21 protein-coding genes are annotated in these 21,579 nt (G+C 41.6%); 10 read left to right on the top strand and 11 right to left on the bottom strand.

The genetic code is table 11. The features are described from left to right. Nucleotides 1-72: 72 nt before the first annotated feature. From gspK to gmk, 10 genes are all read right to left on the bottom strand, one after another. A complete protein-coding gene (gene gspK, locus ACGTJS_RS09325; RefSeq protein ID WP_315043685.1) occupies nucleotides 73-1,197 on the bottom strand; it encodes a type II secretion system minor pseudopilin GspK in 1,125 nt (374 codons plus the stop codon). Continuing rightward, the gene (gspJ, locus tag ACGTJS_RS09320) at nucleotides 1,197-2,216 is read right to left on the bottom strand and encodes a type II secretion system minor pseudopilin GspJ (protein ID WP_410471856.1); all 1,020 of its coding nucleotides are present in this window, start codon (nucleotides 2,214-2,216) and stop codon (nucleotides 1,197-1,199) included. Before gspJ ends, gspK begins: the two co-directional genes overlap by 1 nt. Then, nucleotides 2,217-2,666, bottom strand: coding sequence for a type II secretion system minor pseudopilin GspI (gspI, locus tag ACGTJS_RS09315; RefSeq protein ID WP_410471855.1), 450 nt, complete (start codon nucleotides 2,664-2,666; stop codon nucleotides 2,217-2,219). Beyond that, nucleotides 2,663-3,316: a prepilin-type N-terminal cleavage/methylation domain-containing protein gene (locus ACGTJS_RS09310; protein ID WP_410471854.1), complete on the bottom strand. Its 654-nt coding sequence runs from the start codon at nucleotides 3,314-3,316 to the stop codon at nucleotides 2,663-2,665. Before ACGTJS_RS09310 ends, gspI begins: the two co-directional genes overlap by 4 nt. A gap of 63 nt (nucleotides 3,317-3,379) precedes the next feature. Next, nucleotides 3,380-4,024 (bottom strand): TetR/AcrR family transcriptional regulator, encoded by a 645-nt coding sequence (locus tag ACGTJS_RS09305; RefSeq protein ID WP_410471853.1) that lies wholly within the window; start codon nucleotides 4,022-4,024, stop codon nucleotides 3,380-3,382. 123 nt (nucleotides 4,025-4,147) lie between these two features. Beyond that, nucleotides 4,148-4,927 carry a TatD family hydrolase gene (locus tag ACGTJS_RS09300; protein ID WP_410471852.1) on the bottom strand — a complete coding sequence of 260 codons (780 nt, stop codon included), beginning with the start codon at nucleotides 4,925-4,927 and terminating at the stop codon, nucleotides 4,148-4,150. Between the two features lie 45 nt (nucleotides 4,928-4,972). Beyond that, complete coding sequence (locus ACGTJS_RS09295) at nucleotides 4,973-5,425, bottom strand: biopolymer transporter ExbD (RefSeq protein WP_315043698.1); 453 nt, start codon at nucleotides 5,423-5,425, stop codon at nucleotides 4,973-4,975. Nucleotides 5,426-5,449: 24 nt separating this feature from the next. Beyond that, nucleotides 5,450-6,088: a MotA/TolQ/ExbB proton channel family protein gene (locus ACGTJS_RS09290; protein ID WP_410471851.1), complete on the bottom strand. Its 639-nt coding sequence runs from the start codon at nucleotides 6,086-6,088 to the stop codon at nucleotides 5,450-5,452. A 30-nt stretch (nucleotides 6,089-6,118) separates the two neighbouring features. After that, entirely contained in the window at nucleotides 6,119-7,219 is a 1,101-nt protein-coding gene (locus ACGTJS_RS09285; protein ID WP_410471850.1) for a ParB/RepB/Spo0J family partition protein, read from the bottom strand. A 190-nt stretch (nucleotides 7,220-7,409) separates the two neighbouring features. Beyond that, nucleotides 7,410-8,024 (bottom strand): guanylate kinase, encoded by a 615-nt coding sequence (gene gmk, locus ACGTJS_RS09280; protein ID WP_315043585.1) that lies wholly within the window; start codon nucleotides 8,022-8,024, stop codon nucleotides 7,410-7,412. A 125-nt stretch (nucleotides 8,025-8,149) separates the two neighbouring features. Here gmk and ispH point away from each other — a divergent pair, with 125 nt between their 5' ends. Then, entirely contained in the window at nucleotides 8,150-9,082 is a 933-nt protein-coding gene (gene ispH, locus ACGTJS_RS09275; RefSeq protein WP_410471849.1) for a 4-hydroxy-3-methylbut-2-enyl diphosphate reductase, read from the top strand. Between the two features lie 44 nt (nucleotides 9,083-9,126). Beyond that, on the top strand, nucleotides 9,127-10,452 hold the full coding sequence (locus ACGTJS_RS09270; protein WP_315043582.1) for an AarF/ABC1/UbiB kinase family protein: 1,326 nt from the start codon (nucleotides 9,127-9,129) through the stop codon (nucleotides 10,450-10,452). Nucleotides 10,453-10,509: 57 nt separating this feature from the next. Here the strand turns inward: ACGTJS_RS09270 and ACGTJS_RS09265 are convergent, their stop codons facing one another. Then, nucleotides 10,510-11,754, bottom strand: a complete 1,245-nt coding sequence (locus ACGTJS_RS09265; RefSeq protein ID WP_315043587.1) for a S1C family serine protease — start codon at nucleotides 11,752-11,754, stop codon at nucleotides 10,510-10,512. Between the two features lie 417 nt (nucleotides 11,755-12,171). Between ACGTJS_RS09265 and rlmN the strand changes: the two genes are divergently transcribed. The 8 genes from rlmN to der all read left to right on the top strand — a co-directional run bounded on the left by rlmN (nucleotide 12,172) and on the right by der (nucleotide 21,569). Next, complete coding sequence (gene rlmN, locus ACGTJS_RS09260; RefSeq protein WP_410471848.1) at nucleotides 12,172-13,359, top strand: 23S rRNA (adenine(2503)-C(2))-methyltransferase RlmN; 1,188 nt, start codon at nucleotides 12,172-12,174, stop codon at nucleotides 13,357-13,359. 140 nt (nucleotides 13,360-13,499) lie between these two features. Continuing rightward, nucleotides 13,500-14,387 (top strand): type IV pilus biogenesis/stability protein PilW, encoded by an 888-nt coding sequence (gene pilW, locus ACGTJS_RS09255; protein WP_315043578.1) that lies wholly within the window; start codon nucleotides 13,500-13,502, stop codon nucleotides 14,385-14,387. Nucleotides 14,388-14,445: 58 nt separating this feature from the next. Then, a complete protein-coding gene (locus tag ACGTJS_RS09250; protein WP_410471847.1) occupies nucleotides 14,446-15,306 on the top strand; it encodes a helix-turn-helix domain-containing protein in 861 nt (286 codons plus the stop codon). Nucleotides 15,307-15,344: 38 nt separating this feature from the next. Beyond that, the gene (ispG, locus tag ACGTJS_RS09245) at nucleotides 15,345-16,466 is read left to right on the top strand and encodes a flavodoxin-dependent (E)-4-hydroxy-3-methylbut-2-enyl-diphosphate synthase (protein ID WP_315044093.1); all 1,122 of its coding nucleotides are present in this window, start codon (nucleotides 15,345-15,347) and stop codon (nucleotides 16,464-16,466) included. Nucleotides 16,467-16,509: 43 nt separating this feature from the next. Beyond that, the gene (gene hisS, locus ACGTJS_RS09240) at nucleotides 16,510-17,862 is read left to right on the top strand and encodes a histidine--tRNA ligase (protein ID WP_410471846.1); all 1,353 of its coding nucleotides are present in this window, start codon (nucleotides 16,510-16,512) and stop codon (nucleotides 17,860-17,862) included. Nucleotides 17,863-17,997: 135 nt separating this feature from the next. Next, nucleotides 17,998-18,825 carry a YfgM family protein gene (locus ACGTJS_RS09235; protein ID WP_410471845.1) on the top strand — a complete coding sequence of 276 codons (828 nt, stop codon included), beginning with the start codon at nucleotides 17,998-18,000 and terminating at the stop codon, nucleotides 18,823-18,825. A gap of 49 nt (nucleotides 18,826-18,874) precedes the next feature. After that, nucleotides 18,875-20,104: an outer membrane protein assembly factor BamB gene (bamB, locus tag ACGTJS_RS09230; RefSeq protein ID WP_410471844.1), complete on the top strand. Its 1,230-nt coding sequence runs from the start codon at nucleotides 18,875-18,877 to the stop codon at nucleotides 20,102-20,104. Between the two features lie 64 nt (nucleotides 20,105-20,168). Then, on the top strand, nucleotides 20,169-21,569 hold the full coding sequence (der, locus tag ACGTJS_RS09225; protein WP_410471843.1) for a ribosome biogenesis GTPase Der: 1,401 nt from the start codon (nucleotides 20,169-20,171) through the stop codon (nucleotides 21,567-21,569). Nucleotides 21,570-21,579: the final 10 nt, after the last annotated feature.

Below are 21,579 nucleotides of genomic sequence, written 5' to 3'. Positions count from 1 at the left end.
GTCAATTTTTGCGTGGGTTTTGTAAAAGTTTGTAAAGCAACCTATTTTATAAGAGTTAAGGGTTAATCACAATCATTTTTTTGGCAAAAATGGCAAAATTTGCCGATTAAATGCCAAAATTTGTTGATTGTTTTGTTCATTATTTTGATTGTTTATCATTGAATTGCTGTTTTGATTGCCTTGATTTTGACTCACCTTTGCCAATTGACTGCTAAAAAATCGTTGTTTATCATCAACTTTGACCGTAACCCACACATGAAACGCTCGGCTTTCCACACTGAGTAAATTTGTCATGGTTTGGCGTTGTGTTTCACTGATATTGGCAAAAATCGGTATTTGCCAAAAAGTGTTGATACTTTCTATTGGCACAGCCGTTTCACGTTCGCTTGCCCAGTCATTTAAGGCGATAATATCAAGGGTTAAGTTGGTTGAATTTTGTTGTGTTGCTGATTTATTCGTGTCTGTTTCGCTGTTGTTTGTCTGATTTTGGCTTTGATTTTGATTGTCCGTTTGTGAATCTGTTATCAAGGTGATGGCGGATAACAATTCAGGTTTTATCTGATTGACATTCATCGGCAAAAAATACGGCACAGCGGTCAAAAAAGGCTTAATTTTTGCCAATTTTTGTTTATCCATACCACGCACAAACAACAAATCATCAACCGACATCAACGGCTGATTGGCAATATTCACAGGTAAAGGCTTGCCAAGACTTTGATAATAATCAAATTCCGCACCGCCATCGCCTGACACATCGCTGTCTGGGTCTTGCCAGTCCAACACTGCTTGGGCGACTGTCGGCTCAATACCGTTGGCAGTCAAAAGTGCGGTAAAATACGCCATCGCTTGCTTATCCACCGCCCCATCATGGTACAGATTGTTGATGTTAAAAAATTGGCTGTCGTCTTGGATTTCAATCTGAATCTCGGCTTGATTGAGTTTTATCGCTTTGATGGGTTTTGCCCAGATATCTTGTGGGCTGTCGGTTTGGTTCACATTGGCATCATCTTGGATTAACCCCTTTGCCACCGCTTCGCCATACAGGGCATATTCGTTCATTTGGCGTTGGTTTTGAGTGAGTGCATACTCTCGCAACATCACTTTTTGGCTGGCAAGCATACTGCCTGCGACCACCGTAATCGCCACCACCAATAACAAAATCGTCAATAACGCCACGCCCTGTTCAGATTGTTTCATCAGTTATTACCGCCGTTATTGGGTTCGTTGCTCGTGTTCGTATTATCAGCATTACTGGTATTATCTGAATTTTGTGTATTATTTTGTGAACTGTTTTGTTGGTTATTTTGCGAATTTTGTGAATTGTCTTGCGAATGGTTACTTTGCGTTTGGTTTAACGCTACCACCGCTTTTGGGGCTTTATCCGCCAAAGCAAATTGCCAAACAATCGGTTGGTCTTGATACGTAAAACTTAACACCACGCCTTTTGGCAATTGTTGATAATCGGTTAAATCCAAATTTTGTGCTGTATTTTGTGAAGCATTTTGTAAATTGGTTTGCGAATTGTTTTGCGAACCATTGGCATTATTTTGGTTACTAACCTGTTGATTGTGGATATTAACCGAATTTTGTTTAACAAATTCCAACGTTTTGCTATCAGGAAATTGATTGACCAATTCTGGCTGTGGCGTTGCCGACCAAGCAGACCATTTGACATCTTTAACATCGTTTAAAATCACGCTGTTTATCTGCGTTTGTTGATTTTTATCATTGACTGATAACTGATAACTGCGTTGTTTGACAAGTTTGTTATCTTGCACAAAATAACCGATTTTTGCCAAAGTCGGCATGGGGTTAAAGCGTGGGTCTGGACTGGCAAAACGGATAAAACTCACCTGCTCTGGCGTTAAAGTAAAACTTGCGGTTATCGCTTGTGGGTTTAGGTTTTGGTTGTTTTGGTTATTTGGGTCATTGGACAAGCCCACAGGCACAGCGACATAATTGGTAACTTGAGCAAAATCCTGCGACAACTGCAAATAAGCATACTGCAACTGGCTTAACGTCTCAATCTGCACTTTGGCACGCTCTCGGCTTTTGGTCAAAGCATCCATAATCTGCCAACCTGATAACGCCAACATCGCAAAAATCAACATGGCAATCAACAGCTCAATCAAGGTAAAACCTTGTTGAAAGGTATTGTTTTTACTAACTTTTTTGCTAAACTTTTTGTCAAAACAGCTGTCAAAATAGCTTGTCATTTAACGTTGCCCCACAGGTTTTAACAAAAAACTTTCCACCGTAACAATGCTATTTTTGGCTTGTCCGTCAGTCATTGGGGTGACACTTACGCTAATGGGCTTAATTTGGTTGTTTTGACTGGCAAAACTGTTTGAATTGACTGATGAATTGTTTGGCGTGATGGTAACTTGCCATTGTTGTCCCTGTGCTTCAATTTGTTTGGTAATGACGCTATCTGTCCACGTTTGTTGAATTTTTAGCTCAGCAATGCTATTTTGGGCGACAAAATTGGCAAGCGTTCGCATTTTCATATTGCCAACAGAACTGACATAACTGCGACTGGCTTGGCTTGCCGATATCGCCACCACCGACAAAATCGTCAAAGCCACCATCACCTCTAACAGCGTAAAACCTTGCTGTTTTGGCAAATTTGACAAACTTTTTGACAGTCTTTTTGACAAAAAACTCATTGATGTTGCCCCTCTACTTCCATCGCCCCTGCTCCGTTGATAATGATTGGCTCGGCAACAGGATAAATCGTGTCATCATTGTTATTTTTCTTTTGCACATAAATGTGTACTGGCGTTGCCTCGCCTGTGCCAAACCAAACCACAGGCGGTGCTTGATTACCGACCAGATAATTGGGAATTTGGCGACTGTCCACCATGTCAAGCGGTTTGATATCCACGGTAATATTATTCGGCACGTCAAGCGGTGGAATATCTTTTTCTAACGCCCAAGTTGGGGCTTGGTTATTGGCTGGATTGTTTATTTGATTGTTCGTTTGAGATTGGGTTTGGCTTGTTTGGTTTTGATTGCTTAGGCTATTTTCAAGTTTTACCACGACCAGTTGTGTTGGATTGTCATCTTTTGCCAAACGAATTGCCAAGCCGTACGGTTGCATTTGTTCAGCAGATAACAGACGAATATAGTTTAAATTACTTTGCAAATGTTCATAAAATGCCAAATTTTTGCGGTTATCACTACTGCCAACCGACAGCGTCATCAGCCCTGCAAACACCGACATAATCACAATCACCACCATGACCTCAACCAGCGTAAAGCCTTTTGATGACAAAGGGGGCGAAAAAGTGCGTGAAAAATGATATTGCGTTGTCATATCAATTTGCCATATCGTTTTTTATCCATACAAATTTTATTAAAACAAACAAAATTTGACAAATCATGACGCTAATGTGTCTGATAAACTTTGTGGAAAGCTATTTGGCAAGGTTTCACGGTATTGTTTTGGCAAATCCAAAATCTGCTGAACCAACGCCAACCGCAAGGTATCACGTCTGCCCAAATAACGCTGATAAAAGCTGGAATTAAGCAAACCTGCCCCACCGTAGCCCATCGCCCAAATCGTGGACAAATAATCTCGTGTCGTCAAATTGCTGTCAAGCGACTGCAAATAAGCGTTGGTGGTGGCAATCATCTGTCGCATACGCTCACGGCGAATACCGTAAAGCTCTGAAAATAAACGATTTAATCCAACCGCCGAACTTGCCAATTTTTCCTCAATTTGGTTTAATAACATCGCTCGTTGCGGATTTAACAACTGATACAAAATAATCCGAGCCACGCCAGCGGACGCATCATCACCAATTTGGCTATTTTGTAAAAGTTGCTGTTCATGACGGATAATAATGCGTAAAAACAGTTCGTCTTTGCTGACAAAATGCTTGTACAACGTACCTTTTGCCAAATCCAACTGCTCCGCCAAACTATCCAAGGTGATATCGCCATCGCCCGATTCTAATAATAACTGCTCGGCGACCTGTAAAATGCTTTCTTCTCTATGTTTAAATTGTTGCTGTCGGCTCATCAAATCTTATTTCCTTATTCGTATCAATTTTTCGCAACTATGATACATGACTGACAAGTCATTGCCAAACGTTTTTTATACATTTTTTATAATTTTTTAAAATAAATAAAGAATTGTTGGCTTTTAAACATATTGATTTAACAAATTATCAAAATTTTGATTGGTAATGTTGGCAAATTGTTCAAGCGGCAATTGGTATAAATTTGCCAAAAATTCTGCCACATACGGCACAAAGGCAGGTTCGTTTGGCTTGCCACGCTTTGGCACAGGGGCAAGATACGGACTGTCCGTTTCTATCAAAATACGGTCTAACGGCAATTTTTTGGCAACATCTTGTAAATCGGTCGCATTTTTAAAGGTAACAATACCTGATAACGAAATGTAAAAACCCAAATCCAACGCTTTTTTGGCGGTATCATAATCTTCGGTAAAACAGTGGATAATACCATGTTCCGCCTTTTCTGCGGTCAAAATATCTATGGTGTCATAGCGAGCTTCACGAGTATGCACAACAATTGGTTTTTTTAGGGTTTGGCTTGCGTGAATGTGATAAGAAAAACTTGATTTTTGTTCGTTGATAAAATCTTTTGACCAATAATAATCCAGCCCCGTTTCGCCAATCGCCCAGACATTTTCACGATTGGCAAGTTCAATGAGTTTTTCAGCGGTAACTTGATTGATGGTGTCTTGGCAAGGGTGAATACCAACGCTCATGCCAAGCGTCAAACCGTCAATCTGCGTGCTGATAATCTGCTGAATGCCATCATATTCATCAAAATCGCACATAATCGCCATAATGCGGTGGACATTGGCATCTTTGGCGATTTGTAGGGCTTTTTGAATATCGTTATCGTGTTTTTCTAAGTCTAAACGATTTAAGTGGGCGTGGGTATCGGTGAACATAAGTTTTAATTGGTTGATTTTAAAGAAAAAATATAAAAGTGATATTTAGTTGGATTTGGTTTTGTTTGGCGTATCAGAGACTGCACCTGCTGGCACAACGGTACTGATATTGAGATTTAAAAAGCCCATTTTACCAGCAACGTCCATCACTTTTACAACAGACTGATGGCTGGTGTTGGCATCTGCCGAAATAACGAACAATAGTTTGCGATTGTCGCCAGTTTCTTGGCGAATCATCGAAGTTAGCTCGGCTTCGCCTGTCCCTACCAGTGCGATACCATTTACCAAATAACTGCCGTCTTTTTGCACCGATACTTCTACACGTTGGTCTTTTTCGGTGATTGGCACACCTTCAGCTTGTGGTAATACGATATTTAATTTGCTAAAGTGGTTAAATGTCGTTGATAATAATAAAAACACAATTAAAAACAATAGACAATCAATCATCGGCGTAAGATTGATATCAACAGGTTCTACGGTTGGCTTACGAAAACGCATGGCTATCCTTTTGTTTTTTATCAATTACAGATTATCGGTCGTTTTGGTTTGGATTAGATGGTTGTCTAATAATTCTTGTAACATTAAGCCTGCTTCTCGCTCAAAATAAGCATTAATATCTACGATACGACGCTGAAAAAAACGATAAGCAATCACCGCAGGAATGGCAACAAACATACCGCCAGCGGTGGTAATCAAGGCTTGTGAGACACCCGCTGCTAACATAGCAGGGTCTTGCATAGAGCCATCAGTGACCGCCAAAAACGAAGTAATAATCCCTAAAACCGTCCCCAACAGCCCAAGCAAAGGTGCAATCGCCCCAATCGTGCCAAGCATATTGATATTTTTTTCAAGTTTGTGAATTTGGACGCTGGCACGATTCTCCATGTGCATGGTCATCGATTCAATACCATGCTGACGATATAACAAACCTGTCGCCAAAATATCGCCCAAAGGTGAATTATTTTTTACATTGAGTAGCTTTTCACGCTCAATATTATGGCGTTCCAACAAGTGAACGACTAGCTGTTCACGCAACTGACTAGGGGCAACTTCGCTAAATCGTAATTTGATACCACGTTCAATAATGATAATCAACATCAATACCGAACACAGAATAATCGGTGCCATCAACCAGCCACCTGCACTCACTAATTCCCACATAGCTTACCACCTTTTTTAAACTGTATCATATCAATCAACATTTGACTGCAAATTTTCAAGCAATGCTTTTAATTCTTCTTCATTGTGAAAAAATATTTCAATACTACCCTTGCCCGATGATGACCCTTTTACTTTTACCACCGCACCCAACTGTTCTGACAGCCGTTGATTTAAACGCAAACGGTCATAATCTATTTCTTTGACAGGTTTTTGTTCTTGTTTTGGGTCAAGAATTTCTTTGACAAGTTGCTCGGTTTGGCGTACCGTCAGTTGCTCATTGACAATCCGTTTGGCAATCATGGGCTGTTGGGCGGGCGACAGCGATAACAACGCACGGGCATGACCCATATCAATCTTGCCTTCGTTTAATGCAGTTTTGACATCATCGTGTAACTGATTTAACCGTAACAAATTTGACACCGTTGCACGTGCCTTGCCGACAACATCAGCAATTTGGGCGTGGCTCATGCCAAACTCATCGTGAAAGCGTTGCAATGCGACTGCTTGCTCCATCACGGTCAAATCTTCACGCTGAATATTTTCAATCAACGCCAACGCAATCGCCAAATCATCAGAAATCGGACGGACAATCGCAGGAATTTGTTTTAACCCTGCAATCTGCGCCGCTCGCCAACGTCTTTCCCCTGCGATAATTTCATGGGTCATTGTGGCGTTTTTATCAACTTTTGTTAATGGGCGAATGACAATCGGCTGCATTACACCATGTTGTTTGATAGATGTAGCAAGCTCTTGCAATGCCTCTTCGCCCAAATCAATACGTGGCTGATATTTGCCTCGTTGCAAACATTTGACATCAATGTGCAACAAGTTAAGATTATCGGTTTTATCTGGGTTCGTTTCGCTTGTTTGTGTGCTATTTTCTAAACTTTTGTTTTTATTTTTGTCAGATGGTTGTGCTTTGTTGGTAGGGGTAATTTTTGATGTATCTTTTACAGGTATATCTTTTGTATTGGCTTTTGATGACGAATCTTTTGGCACAGATGGCTTAATCTGTGGTTCTACAGGCACACTTGTCTCGGTCAAATTGTTTGTAATCAATTTTTCTTTTTTAATTGACCCAAGCAGTGCATCTAGCCCTCTGTTTGATGCAAGACCTCGTTTTTTGACCATGTTAAATTACCTGTTTGCTCATCAGTTTTGTTAAATCGGTTTTGTTAAAATTGTTGCTAAAATCATTAGAACATGTTATTTTAACAAAAAATCTGCACGACAACAAAATATTTTATACATTTTTTTCGCAACAACAAAAAAAGCTGACAAAAAATCAGCTTTTTTAATTATCAGTTATTTATATCAACCTTTATGCCAACAATTGTGCAATGCGGTCATGTTGGCGGATTTGTTGCTTGTCCAATGTCAAACGATGAGCGATGATGATAGATTTGATTTCTGCCAATGCCACGTCAAAATTATCATTAATCACCACATAGTCAAAATTCAAATAATGTTGCATTTCTTTGACCGAGCCTGCCAAACGCTTGTTAATCACTTCATCGCTGTCTTGTCCACGATTTGACAGGCGTTCACGCAAAGCGTCTTTGTTGGGCGGTAAAATAAAAATCATGACTGCTTGTGGCATGAGCTTTTTGACTTGTAATGCCCCTTGCCAGTCAATTTCCAAAATCACGTCCGTGCCGTGCGACAGCATATATTCAACGCTTTGTTGCGATGTGCCATAAAAGTTGTCAAACACTTCGGCATATTCCAAAAACGCATTATTATGAATCATTGCCACAAATTCATCTTTTTTGACAAAATGGTAATGTTGTCCATTAATTTCGCCTACTCGTGGCTCTCGTGTGGTGTGAGATACGCTGACCGATAGGTTATTGGTGGTGGTGGTCAGTTGCTTAACTAGTGATGTTTTGCCTGTGCCTGATGCGGCGGTGATGATAAATAATGAACCTTGAGCCATGTTATTTTTCCTATAATTTGTATGAAATTTAAATGAAAGTTGTATTTTAACACATTTTTGCATGGTTATTTTTATCATTTTTGGGTAAAATTAACATTTTTAAATATTGATAAAACGAGAAAACCATGCAAATTTTATTAGCCAATCCACGAGGATTTTGTGCAGGGGTTGACAGAGCCATTGCCATTGTCAATGAAGCTCTTGCCCGCTTTAATCCGCCCATTTATGTACGCCATGAAGTCGTGCATAACAAATTTGTCGTCAATGATTTGGCAAGTCGTGGGGCGATTTTTGTGGAAGAATTGGACGAAGTGCCAGATGGGGCGATTGTGATTTTTTCGGCTCATGGCGTATCAAAAGCGGTGGAAGACGAAGCCGAACGCCGTGATTTAACAGTGTTTGACGCAACTTGTCCGCTGGTTACCAAAGTGCATATTGAAGTCAATAAATTTGCCAAAACAGGCATGGACGCCATTTTAATCGGACACGCAGGACACCCAGAAGTGGAAGGCACGATGGGACGATTTGACCCACAATTTGGCGGCCGCATTCATTTGATTGAAGATGTGGACGATGTCAAATCGCTTGATTTGCCCACCGACAGCGAGCTTGCTTTTGTAACGCAAACCACGCTGTCAATGGACGACACCGCAGGGGTGATTGACGCATTAAAGGACAAATTTCCCAAAATCCACGCCCCACGCAAAGATGATATTTGCTATGCCACACAAAACCGCCAAGATGCGGTGAAAGATTTGGCAAAAAATTGTGAAATTGTGTTGGTTGTTGGCAGTCCAAATTCATCAAATTCCAACCGTTTGCGTGAACTTGCCGAAAGACTTGGGGCAAAGGCGTATTTGATTGACAATGCAGGACAGATGGATAAAAGCTGGTTTGATAATGTCAAAACAGTGGGCGTTACCGCAGGTGCATCCGCACCAGAGATTTTAATCCAAGAAGTACTAGACACGCTACAATCTTGGGGTGGTGATACGCCAAAAGAGCTGTCTGGGATTGAAGAAAATGTAACGTTTAGTTTGCCAAAATCTTTACGTTAATTTTGTTTAAAATATTTTAAACCTTCTAAAAAAAGCCAAATACCATGTCATCAAACCGTTTTTTAAAACTTGCAGGCATGACCGCAAGTATCGCAGGCAAAACCGTCAAAAGCTCGCTAAAATCCATCGCAGGCTCAGACGAAGACCGCCAAAAAGCCCGTAGCGAAATGCTCCAAACCATCGGTATCCAAATCGCTGACACGCTTGGCGAAATGAAAGGAGCGGTGATGAAAGTCGGGCAAATCGCTTCACAATACAAAGACGTATTTCCGCCTGAAATTGCCAAAGCCCTTGAAAAACTGCAAAAAGACGCACCGCCCATGCCATTTGCCATTATCAAAAATCAAGTGGAAAAAGAGCTTAACAAGCCTTTGCACGAGCTGTTTTTGCAGTTTGATGAACAGCCGTTTGCTTCTGCTTCCATCGGTCAAGTACATAAGGCGGTGCTTGCCACAGGCGAGCCTGTCGTTGTCAAAGTGCAATACCCAGAGATTGACAACAACATTGACAGCGACCTAAAACAGGTCAAAATGGCGTTAAAAATCGCAGGCGTGATAAATATGGATAAAGCGTTACAAGACAAAATCTTTACCGAAATCCGTGATAGCCTGTATGACGAACTAGACTACACCAAAGAAGCCCATAATCTTGCGATTTTTGCCAAATTTCACAGCGATGATGACGGTTTGATTATTCCCACCGTGTTTCACAGTCATTCTAGCAAACGGATTTTGACCCTTTCCCAAGAAATCGGTGAAACCTTAGAAACTGCAAGTCATTGGGACAATGACATCAAACAAAAAATCGCCACTCGCCTATTTCGCTTTAGTGCAGGACAATTATTCAAACTGTATCGTGTGCATTGCGACCCACACCCCGGCAATTTTGCATTTCGTGCTGATGGTTCGGTGATTGCGTATGATTTTGGTGGGATAAAATCCTACAGCCATGACGAAGTGGCGTTATTTCATCGCTTTGCAATTCATTGTTTAAAAGGTGATGTCACCGCCGTTGAGCAAGATTTAATCACCTTGACAATCAAAAAAGATAATGAACCGTTGCCAGCCGATTTTTATTATGATTGGTTACAAATTGGGCTAAAACCCTATGGTTTTACCCAACCGTTTAATTTAAGTCAGCACAAACCCTTTGATTTTGGCAACAGTCAAACCCATCATGACATCATGAAACAAGCCAAAGTGTCGCTAAAATATTGGCAAAGTTTTCAGCCATCGCCCAAAACCATGATGTTAGACCGCACCATTTCTGGACAATATTGGAATCTTGTCAATTTGGGTGTAACCATTGATTTAAGCGAATTGATGGCAGAATATATTGATTTGCCGACTTTGCCAAATGCCAAAAATTAAAAGGGTAAAAATAATTTTACCCTTTTAAAAAACTATCAAAACCAATCGTATTTTTAATTATTCTTGGCGTTGACCACGGCGTAGCATATCCAAAAATTCTTGCGGAATTTGTTGCTCTTGGGCATCTTGTTCAGCGAATGGGTCTATAAATTGTTGCTCTTGACTGCCTTGTTGATTTTGTTGCAGTTGTTGCACTTTGTTTTGGGCTTCACGCTCGCCTAGCGTTACCACGATATCTTGTTCTTTATCGCCACGTTTGACCGTCAAAGTTACGTTACTGTTGGGCGATTGGCGTGCGATTAATTGAATAAGCGCATTGGCATCATTGACAGGTTGTTTGTTCATCGCAATGATGATATCGCCTTGCATCACGCCTGCTTTACCTGCAGGGCTATCCTTCATCACGTGAACGACATTCACGCCCGTTTCATCTTGCAATTGGGTTGGGTCTTTAACACGACCTTGCAACTCAATACCAAGCCAGCCACGGCGGACTTTACCGTCCTTGATAATGCTGTTCATTACGTGTTCCACAATACTAGTTGGAATGGCAAAGCCAATTCCCATAGAACCGCCAGAACGTGAAAAAATCGCCGTATTAATACCAACCAACTGTCCGTAAGCATCTACCAACGCACCGCCTGAGTTACCGGGGTTAATCGCCGCATCAGTTTGGATAAAATCTTCCACTGTATTAATACCAAGCCCTGTCCGCCCTGTGGCTGAAATAATACCTTGCGTTACCGTCTGCCCTACCCCAAACGGATTGCCGATTGCCAATACCACATCGCCTACTTGGGTGGCTTGCTCCTTAAAGCCAAGCGGTTTTAAGCCGACCATATCCACTTTTATCACTGCCAAATCACTCTCTGGGTCAGAGCCAATCAGTTTGGCAGTCGCTTTTTTGCCATCATTGAGCATCACTACAATGTTATCCGCCTTGGAAATCACGTGGGCGTTGGTGATAATATAGCCATCTTGCGACACAATCACACCAGAACCCAAGCTGGTATTTTCATCATCTTGTGGTCGCATACCGTGAAATTCATAAAAACGGCGTAACACTGGGTCGTTCATGTACGGATTTTCCACTTTTTGGGTGGTATAAATATTGACAACCGATTGCGAAGCAGTCGCCACCGCATTGTGATAACTGCTAACTGCCGTGTCATTTTTTAAGGTTTGGGCTGGTACAGGCTCGGCTTTGGGTGGTTGCCAAGTTGTTTGACTATTGGCAATAGCGGGTTTTTGTTCACCAAAAGACATTTTGCCCTGTGTAATTAACCAAAACCCTGCCAACATCAGCAATAATAACAACAGCCACGGCAAAAATAACAAAAACTGACTGGGTTTTTGGTAAGTGGTTGGCAATGGGTTTTGCGGTGCTTTAGGCTCGTTAGGATTGGGTTCTTGAGGCTGTTGTGTCATTTTTATTCCAAAAAGTTTATTAAAATTGGCAACTATAAAATTTTTGCCTATTGTAACACCAAAATATTTTTGTGTTTTAACATTTTCTTCATAAAAATGTATATTTTTTGTCGTAATTCTTACTCAAAGGCTGAACAAATCGCTAATTTTTCAAATTTTTCTGATTTTTGAAAAAACTTTTTTAAAAACACGATAACAAAATGACTTTGGCAAAGAAATTGGTTATAATAAACGGTTTTATTTCTTTGGCAACAGCGGCCAAGCACAACTTTCAATCATCAAGCAAACATCATGAACAAAATTCCAGTATTTAACCCAAATGAATTAAACCAAACCGAACAAAAAACCAATCTTTTGGGAATGTCAAAAGATGAGTTGGGTGAGTTTTTTAAAAATTTGGGTGAAAAGCCGTTTCGTGCCACGCAAGTGATGAAATGGATTTACCAATTTGGCGTTACCGATTTTTATCAAATGACCAATTTGTCCAAAAAATTGCAAGAAAAATTGGACGAAGTGGCGTGCGTTGTGCCACCTGCAGTAAAATTTAAACAGTTTAGCGAAGATGGCACTCGCAAATGGGTGTTTGAAGTGGCGGGCGGTTCATTGGTAGAAACCGTATTAATTCCTGCCGAAGATGGCAAACAGTTTGGGCGAAAAACCTTGTGTATTTCATCGCAAGTGGGCTGTGCATTGGATTGTTCATTTTGTAGTACAGGTAAACAAGGTTTTGAGCGAGATTTAAAAGCAAGCGAAATTATCGGACAATTGTGGGTGGCAAATCAGTCTTACATGGAGAATGTGCCTGTAACTGAGCGTGAAAACCGTGTAACCAACGTGGTAATGATGGGCATGGGCGAGCCGTTGTTAAACTATGAGCCTGTGGTGGCGAGCATGGGGCTAATGCTTGATGATTTTGGGTTTGGTTTGTCAAAACGCCGTGTAACCCTTTCTACATCTGGCATCGTGCCAAAAATGTACGATTTGGCAAAAGACATTGATGTGGCGTTGGCGATTTCTTTGCACGCCCCAAATGACGAACTGCGTAACGAGCTTGTGCCGATTAACAAAAAATATCCATTAAAAGACCTAATCGCCGCCGCTAAAGCCTATGTGTATGACGAAAATCCACGCCACAAAAAGCACGTTACCATTGAATACGTCATGTTAAAAGACGTAAATGACAGCGATGAACACGCTCATCAGTTGGTGAAATTATTAAAAGATTTGCCCAGTAAAATCAATTTAATTCCGTTTAACCCATTTCCGCACGCACCGTATCAGCGTTCTAGCAACAATCGTATTCATGCTTTTAGCAACATTTTAAATAACGCAGGTTTTGTCTGTACCATTCGCCAAACTCGTGGCGATGACATTGATGCGGCGTGTGGGCAGTTGGTTGGGCAAGTGGCGGATAAAACTCGCCGAGCAAAACAATGGCAACAAAAAATTTGGCAAGGAAAAATTGAACAACAAAAATAGGAAAACTGCATTCAAACAATTAAAATAGCCGTCATGCAATGATTGGTTTTTTATGATTTTTTTGATATAGTAACATAAATTTTTTTCACGTTTAAAAATCCCATTTTTTTTGGTTCATTTTTTTTAACAGGCTTGTTAATATGAATACACAATCACACATGGATAACATCATCAAAGCACCGATCTTAAAACGTGCTTTTACCCCTACTGTGATGGGGGGGTTGGCGATTTTTGCTTTGGCAAATTTGTCAGGCTGTACCTCAAGTCAAACCGTCTCTAGCCAAACGCTTACATCAAGCGACCCTAGCAAATGGCGACAAGACCCCAAAGAAATCGCTCGCTCTCGCACAGCGATTGCTGCCGAGTTTATCCGAGACCACAAACTTGATGCAGCCCAACGCCAATTAGAACAAGCCTTAAAATCTGACCCACGCTCTGCCGCCGCTCATGACATGATGGGCGTTTTGTTACAACAAGAAGGCAGTCGCCTTAATCTACAAAAAGCCGAAGGTTATTTTAAAAAAGCGATTGAGTTAGACCCGACTTTTACCCAAGCTCATAACAATTACGGCGTGTATCTAGCACAAGTCAAACGCTATCCAGAAGCGGTGCAACAGTTTGAAATCGCAGGTTCTACACTGGGTTATGATGGGCGTATTGAAGCACTTGAAAATTTGGGGCGAACCTATCTACAAATGAACAATACCGACATGGCGAAAAAAACCTTTGCCAAAACCTTAGATGCTGACCGTTTTAGCGTGATTGCCCGTTCTGAGATGATTGATATTTTTATCAAAGAAGGTCAGACCATGAATGCCAAAAAACTGCACAGCGACCTTGTGTTAATTTTGGGTGAAAAAAGATTAGACCCAAGAACCCTACAACAAGGGGCTAGACTGGGTAAATTATTGGGTAACTCAGCAGATTTGCAAAAATTTAGCCAACAATTATTTGATAAATATCCACTTAGCAGTGAGGCAAAACAACTACGCCAATGGTTAAAAACGCCCAATGCGGTTTGGAAATAACAACGACGATTTTTATTTTGGTAATTATTTATACATTTAACAAGAGTTTAACAGTATCATGAGCAATCCAACAACCAACCCAAAAAACGCACCGACCGTAGATACCTCGCACCCATTGGGGCAACGTTTAAAACAAGCACGTGAAAAGAAAAACTTGAGCCTTGAAGATGTGGCAAGTCAAACCAATATTTTAAAACGGCATTTGGTCGCACTAGAAGAAGGTGATTATGAGTCGTTGCCACAGCCGACTTTTGCTCGTGGTTTTGCGGTGAATTATGGGCGTTTTTTGGGAATTGATTCGCAAGTTATCAATCAAAGTTTTGATGCTCAATACCCTGCTAATTTACGCCAAAAATATGAAGATTTTAAACAAAATGCCCCACTACAGCCGATGGGTACGCTACAAAGAGACAGTTATGGCGGTTTAAAAATCAATTGGTTTGTGGTGATTGGTGCGATTGTTGCCTTAGTGGTGGCGATATTGGTTTATAGAACCATCAAAAACGCCCACCACGAAAATCAACCACAGCAAACTATCCAAGAAGTTACCCCACAAGAGCAAACAACAGGGGCATCACTGTCTAATACGGGCTCGGCAATTAATATGCAAGCACCTGCCAGTACGCCTATTGCGACTGCCAATTCTGCCAGCACACCGATGAGTACAGGTATTGCGACAGCAGGTAGTTCAACGCTGGATATTTGGATTCAAGCCAATGCCACCATCAATATCACCGATGCCACAGGCAAAGTGATTATGCAAGGCGATTATACACGTGGTGGACATCAGCTCACAGGACAAGCACCTTTTAATGTACAAATTGATAAAGTAAATAATGTGAGCATTGATTTTAACAAACAACCCATGAATATCAAACAATACGCCCAAAATAACCAAGCGAATTTTACCTTACAATAAAATAAACTATTAAATTTAAAGTAAATTTAGGAAAAATTATGTCAAATCATCACACCCCCATCAAACGCAAACCCACCAAAAAAATCTATGTTGGTTCTGTCGCTGTGGGTGGTGATGCACCGATTAGCGTGCAGTCCATGACCAACACCGAAACGTGCGATGTTGAAGCCACCGTTGCTCAAATTCAGCGGTGTGTAGACGCAGGGGCGGATTTTATGCGTGTGTCCACACCAACGATGGAAAGTGTTGAAGCATTTTCCGAAATCAAAAAACGTGTGAGCGTGCCACTGGTTGCCGATATTCATTTTGATTATAAAATTGCGTTGGCAGTTGCAGAAGCAGGGGCAGATTGCTTGCGGATTAACCCAGGTAATATTGGCAATGAACAAAAAGTGCGTGAAGTGATTGCTTGTGCAAAACATCACGGCATTAGTATGCGAATTGGCGTAAACGCAGGCTCGCTAGAAAAAGATTTGCAAAAAAAATATGGCGAACCGACAGGCAAGGCGATGTTAGAATCCGCCTTACGCCATATTGACATTTTAGATCGCAACAACTTTGACCAATATAAAATCTCGGTCAAGGCAAGTAATGTGTTTTTGACCCTTGACGCTTATCGTTTGATTTCTGCCCAAATTGACAATCCACTTCATCTTGGCGTTACCGAAGCAGGTGTGTACCGCACAGGCACGGTAAAATCGGCAATTGCACTGGGTGGTTTACTGCTTGACGGCATTGGCGATACCATGCGAATTTCGCTTGCCAGCCCGCCAGAAGAAGAGATTAAAATCGGTTTTGACATTTTAAAATCGCTAAACATTCGCAGTAATGGCGTGAATTTTATCGCTTGCCCTAGCTGTAGCCGTCAAGAATTTGACGTGATTAAGGTGATGAATGTGTTGGAATCTCGTCTTGAAGACATTCGTGAACCGCTTGATTTGTCGGTAATTGGCTGTAAAGTCAATGGGCCGGGCGAAGCCAAAGAAGCGGATATTGGCGTGGTGGGGGCAAGTCCAAATTCGCTTGTTTATAAAGCAGGGAAAAAAAGTCATTTAATTGATACTCATCAATTAGCTGATGAAATTGAAAGCATGGTGCGACAGCACGTTAAAGAGTTGCAAGAAAAACGAGCGAATGAGATTATTCGGGTGGGGCAATAAACGATATTTACTATCAAGTACAACTAAATAATAAATAAGAGTAATGAATATGAGCTTAAAAGCAATCAAAGGTTTTAAAGACATTTTACACATCGCCACCGAAGACACTCGCCCAAGTAGCGAATGGCGACAACTAGAAGCCACACTCACAGGCGTGCTAGACCAATTTGGCTATGAACAAATCCGCTTGCCGATTGTAGAAGAAACGCAACTGTTTAGCCGAGCGATTGGCGATGCCACCGATATTGTTGAAAAAGAAATGTACTCATTTTTTGACAAAGGCGAACCACCAACACCGCTAACCTTACGCCCAGAAGGCACAGCAGGGGCGGTGCGAGCCGTTATTGAGCATAATCTATTGCGTGGCGATACGCCAAAACTCTGGTACACAGGGGCGATGTTTCGCTACGAGCGTCCGCAAAAAGGGCGTTACCGTCAGTTTCATCAGCTAGGCGTGGAGAGTTTTGGCAGTGAATTGCCTGATGCCGATGCCGAGCTGATTATCATGACTTATAATATGTGGCGTGAATTGGGGCTGATTGACAATTTGCAATTAGAATTAAATACCTTAGGCGAAAGCCACGAACGCCAAGCCTTTCGCACGGCATTAATTGAGTATTTAACCGCTCACAAAAACGACTTGGACGAAGACAGCCAACGCCGTTTAAGCACAAATCCGTTGCGAATTTTGGACAGTAAAGACGCTAAAACCCAACAAATTTTAGAAAATGCACCAAAATTGGCGGATTTTTTGGGTGAAGAAACCCAACAACATTTTAACAAAGTTAAAGAATATTTAACCGCTGTTGGCATTGATTTTGTCATTAATCCAAAATTGGTGCGTGGTTTGGACTATTACAACAAAACCGTATTTGAATGGACGACTGACAAACTTGGTAGTCAAGCGACCGTTTGCGGTGGTGGGCGTTATGATGGGTTAATCGGTCAAATCGCATCAATCGGTAAAGATAAACCTGCTCAAACGCAACCTGCCGTTGGTTTTGCGATGGGGCTTGAACGTCTGCTGTTATTAATCCAAGCGGTTAATCCGTTTGAAACGGAGTCAGCGTGCGATGTGTTCGTGGTGGCTCACCCAGATTTTTATTTGCAAGGCATTGTTTATGCGAACGATTTACGAGCGACCAATCCGTATGTGCGTGTCAAAATGGCAAGTGCGACAAGCATAAAAGCACAGATGAAAAAAGCGGACAAATCTGGGGCGGAATTTACCGTGATTTTGGCGGAAGATGAAGTGAATAACAACACAATCACCGTCAAAAATATGAAAACAGGCGAACAATTTAGCACAGATAGAAATGACGATACGTTTTTCCTTGATGAAGAAGCATTACAAATGTTTGGTTTCTTAGACAATCTTGATGATGACAACGCTTGATTAATTGCTTGTTTAAAGCCAAAAATGTAGATGTAGGGTGGGTTTTACCCACCTTTTGATAACAAATATTTAGATTTAAGTGGTGGGCTAAGCCCACCTTACGATGAGTATTTTAAAAATACAAAAGGGTAAGCAATGGTAAAAGATGTAACGCCAAAAAGCATGAATGACGAACAGCAATCCATGCAAGCGTTAAAGCAATACGGTAGCTATATTGTGATGGCAATTGTGTTGGCTTTGGGTGGTTATTTTGGTTGGCAATATTGGCAAAATCATGGCGGACGTATTGATGAAGCTGCGTCAACCGATTTTGCCAAAATCCAAGCCAGTGAAGATAATCTAGCCAATCTATCATCAGCCACCGATGACAAGGCACAAGCCCAGCTAGCCACCGCTCAAGCGACTTTTAACAAAGATGTGGACGCTTTTATTGCCAAACATGGCAATTCGGTTTACACTTGGCAAGCCTTGATGTTAAAAGCTAAACAGCAGACCGATGGCAACGATAATAAAGGGGCGATTGCCACTTTGCAACAGGCAATGACGTTAAATATCAAAGATGATGGTTTAAAAGCGATTGCAACATTGCGTTATGCTCAAGCCTTGTTAAGTAACAATCAAGCTGACGAGGCGACAAAAGCATTGCAAAACCCAATGCCACAGGCGTTTGAGGCGAGCAAACTTGAGTTGTTAGGCGATATTGCATTGAGCAAAAACGACAAAAAAACCGCTTCGGATAACTATCAAAAAGCGTGGGAAATGATTGAACAACGTAATAAGGACAACGTCATTCAACAAGACCGTGCCTTTTTGCGGTTAAAAATGGAAAATTTGGGTTTAACGCCCAAACAGCCAGATTTAAATAGTGGGATTGTCGCAACACCTGCGGTGAGCGAGTTGCCGACTGATATCGCATCATCAGCGACGATTGCGTCAAGTGTCGCATCTACCCCAAGCCCTTAAACTTTAATCCGAATTTTACAACCTCTTATTTAACAGTTGAGTAATGATAATGAACACACTTTTTTCATCAGCATTTGCCTTACGTTTGACCAGTGTTTCTGTGATTGCATTGTTGGCGTTAAACACCACCGCTTGCCAACGTTTTAAAAAATCTGACAACATGAACGAGCCGACGCCATTGGTGCAATTGGCAAACGACAAAACAACGCTAAACCCAATTTTTAGCCAAAATTTATCTGGTAAATCCAAAAGTTTTAAAAATAAAAAACAAACCCTAACCCAAAGCACGACCGCATTCAAAACCGCTGTAGACACTCAAGGCTACATCAGTGCTAGCCCTGATGGCACAGTCGTTGCGACTGATAACAATGGTAAAACGCTTTGGCAAGTTGAACTAAAACAAGGCTTGCACGCAGGGGTTGCTCTAGACAACGCCCAAACCTTTGCCACGACAGTCATTGTCGCTGATAATCTTGGCAAGCTGATTGCCCTTGACCGTGCGACAGGCAATATCCGCTGGGAGCGTCAACTGTCTAGCAATGTACTCTCCCCCGCCCTAATTAGCGGTAATCGTGTGGTAGCCTTGGCAAACAATGGCTTGATTTATGGCTTATCATTGCAAACAGGTGATGTGATTTGGCAATTTGGCACACAAAACCCAAGCCTTAGCGTGCGTGGCAGTGCCACTCCGATATTGTTAGATACCAAAACCGCCATTATCCCAACGGCTGATGGGCGTATTCATGCGTTAAATATTGACAATGGTTCGCCATTGTGGTCTCGCCGTGTAAGTATGAGTGTGGGGGCAAGTGAAATTGACCGTTTGTCCGACATTGATGCAACGCCTGTGTTTGTGGACAATATGCTGTATGTAACGACTTATAGCGGTCAATTGGTGGCGTTTGATATGAGTAGCCGCCAGTTAGCCTTTGTCAAAGAAATCGCCAGTTTAAAATCGGTTGCAGTGGACAATTCACAAGTCTATGCAACCACGTTGGACGGCTCGGTTGTCGCTTTTGACCGTTTTACAGGCAATGAAAATTGGCAAGTAGAAAGCTTAAAATACCGTGGCTTGAGCAATCCGATTGTTACGTCAAATTATGTCGTGGTCGGTGATAAGCTCGGCTATTTGCACAGTTTGGATAAAAATAGCGGACAGATTGTCGGCAGAAGCCAAAGCAAAACCGATATCAATGCTTTAACATCACAGCCCAATAGCAAACGTGTTATCGCCCAAAGCCAAAATGGTAGCTTTAGCGTTTGGCAGTCTGTTGATTAATTGTCAATTTTATTAAAAAATTATTAAAAAAAATTAAACTTAGTTATTGTTTGGAATACATTTTATGAAACCAGTTGTCGCCTTAATCGGTCGTCCTAATGTTGGTAAATCCACAATTTTTAACCAACTTACCAAAAGCCGTCAAGCCTTAGTCGCTGATTTGGCAGGTTTAACCCGAGACCGTCAATATGGCGATGCGACTTTTGAAGAAAAATCTTTTATCGTGGTGGATACAGGCGGTATTGGCGAAGATGATGACGGCTCTGGCAACATTGATGACTACATGGCTCACCAGTCTTATACCGCCATTCATGAAGCGGATATCATTGTTTTTGTGGTGGACGCTCGTGCAGGGATTGTCGGCTCTGATGAAGTGATTGCCAAACAATTGCACACGCTTGGCAAGCCTGTATTTTTGGTGGCAAACAAAATTGATGGCGTGCATGAAGCTGCGATTAACGAGTTTTTTGCGTTAGGATTTGGCGAACCATTTCCGACAACGGCAAGTCATGGACGTGGTATTACCAATTTGTTGGAAAGTTTGACCGAGAATATGCCGACCAATGCCGAAGAAGAACAATCGCCAGACGGTTTAAAACTTGCCATTATCGGTCGCCCCAATGTGGGTAAATCTACCCTTGTCAATCGCTTGCTGGGTGAAGAGCGTGTTGTTGTGTTTGATATGCCTGGTACAACTAGGGACAGCATTTATATTCCATTTGAGCGTGAAAATCAAAATTATGTGTTAATTGATACCGCAGGGGTACGCAGACGTGGGCGAATTGACGAAAAAGTAGAAAAATTTTCGGTCATTAAAACGCTACAAGCCATCAAAGATGCCAACGTTGTCGTGTTGGTGGTGGATGCTCGTGAAGGCATTACCGACCAAGATTTACATTTGTTGGGCTATGCCATAGAAGCAGGACGTGCGATGGTGATTGCGATTAATAAATGGGACGGCTTGCACCAAGACCAAAAAGATTGGGTAAAACTGGAGATTGACCGCCGTTTTAACTTTATTCCCTATGTGAAAATTCATTTTATTTCAGCCTTGCATGGCACAGGCGTTGGTAATCTGTATCCGTCCATTCACAAGGCGTATGACTCGGCAATGTTTGACATTTCTACCAGTCGTTTGACCCAAATTTTGCAAGATGCCGTAACCGCTCATCAACCGCCGATGGTGTCTGGTCGCCGTATCAAATTGCGTTTTGCTCATTTGGGTGGACACAATCCGCCTATCATTGTGATTCATGGCAATCAGACCAGCCAAGTGCCAAACAGCTATCGCAGATATTTGGAAAATGAATTTCGCAAAGTGTTCAAACTGGAAGGCACGCCTGTTAAAGTGGAATTTAAACAAAATGCCAATCCTTATGCAGGTAGAACCAATACATTGACCGATGCCCAAAAAGAACGCAAACGCCGTCAAGTACAAAAATTTAAAAAACGTGAAAAACGCTAATTAAACATTT

The sequence above is a fragment of the Faucicola mancuniensis genome, assembly GCF_046523945.1.
Classification (GTDB): Bacteria; Pseudomonadota; Gammaproteobacteria; order Pseudomonadales; family Moraxellaceae; genus Faucicola; species Faucicola mancuniensis.
This window is presented reverse-complemented; position numbering and strand designations above follow the sequence as displayed.

Bases quoted from the DNA above. Each gene is read 5' to 3' on its own strand.
- ispH (WP_410471849.1), top strand. From the start codon at position 8,150: ATGCAAATTTTATTAGCCAATCCACGAGGATTTTGTGCAGGGGTTGAC.
- ACGTJS_RS09300 (WP_410471852.1), bottom strand. From the start codon at position 4,927: ATGTTCACCGATACCCACGCCCACTTAAATCGTTTAGACTTAGAAAAA.
- rlmN (WP_410471848.1), top strand. From the start codon at position 12,172: ATGAACAAAATTCCAGTATTTAACCCAAATGAATTAAACCAAACCGAA.
- ACGTJS_RS09295 (WP_315043698.1), bottom strand. From the start codon at position 5,425: ATGCGTTTTCGTAAGCCAACCGTAGAACCTGTTGATATCAATCTTACG.
- ACGTJS_RS09285 (WP_410471850.1), bottom strand. From the start codon at position 7,219: ATGGTCAAAAAACGAGGTCTTGCATCAAACAGAGGGCTAGATGCACTG.
- ACGTJS_RS09290 (WP_410471851.1), bottom strand. From the start codon at position 6,088: ATGTGGGAATTAGTGAGTGCAGGTGGCTGGTTGATGGCACCGATTATT.
- gmk (WP_315043585.1), bottom strand. From the start codon at position 8,024: ATGGCTCAAGGTTCATTATTTATCATCACCGCCGCATCAGGCACAGGC.
- ACGTJS_RS09265 (WP_315043587.1), bottom strand. From the start codon at position 11,754: ATGTTGGCAGGGTTTTGGTTAATTACACAGGGCAAAATGTCTTTTGGT.
- ispG (WP_315044093.1), top strand. From the start codon at position 15,345: ATGTCAAATCATCACACCCCCATCAAACGCAAACCCACCAAAAAAATC.
- gspJ (WP_410471856.1), bottom strand. From the start codon at position 2,216: ATGACAAGCTATTTTGACAGCTGTTTTGACAAAAAGTTTAGCAAAAAA.
- ACGTJS_RS09305 (WP_410471853.1), bottom strand. From the start codon at position 4,024: ATGAGCCGACAGCAACAATTTAAACATAGAGAAGAAAGCATTTTACAG.
- der (WP_410471843.1), top strand. From the start codon at position 20,169: ATGAAACCAGTTGTCGCCTTAATCGGTCGTCCTAATGTTGGTAAATCC.
- ACGTJS_RS09270 (WP_315043582.1), top strand. From the start codon at position 9,127: ATGTCATCAAACCGTTTTTTAAAACTTGCAGGCATGACCGCAAGTATC.
- gspK (WP_315043685.1), bottom strand. From the start codon at position 1,197: ATGAAACAATCTGAACAGGGCGTGGCGTTATTGACGATTTTGTTATTG.
- bamB (WP_410471844.1), top strand. From the start codon at position 18,875: ATGAACACACTTTTTTCATCAGCATTTGCCTTACGTTTGACCAGTGTT.
- ACGTJS_RS09310 (WP_410471854.1), bottom strand. From the start codon at position 3,316: ATGACAACGCAATATCATTTTTCACGCACTTTTTCGCCCCCTTTGTCA.
- ACGTJS_RS09235 (WP_410471845.1), top strand. From the start codon at position 17,998: ATGGTAAAAGATGTAACGCCAAAAAGCATGAATGACGAACAGCAATCC.
- hisS (WP_410471846.1), top strand. From the start codon at position 16,510: ATGAATATGAGCTTAAAAGCAATCAAAGGTTTTAAAGACATTTTACAC.
- ACGTJS_RS09250 (WP_410471847.1), top strand. From the start codon at position 14,446: ATGAGCAATCCAACAACCAACCCAAAAAACGCACCGACCGTAGATACC.
- gspI (WP_410471855.1), bottom strand. From the start codon at position 2,666: ATGAGTTTTTTGTCAAAAAGACTGTCAAAAAGTTTGTCAAATTTGCCA.
- pilW (WP_315043578.1), top strand. From the start codon at position 13,500: ATGAATACACAATCACACATGGATAACATCATCAAAGCACCGATCTTA.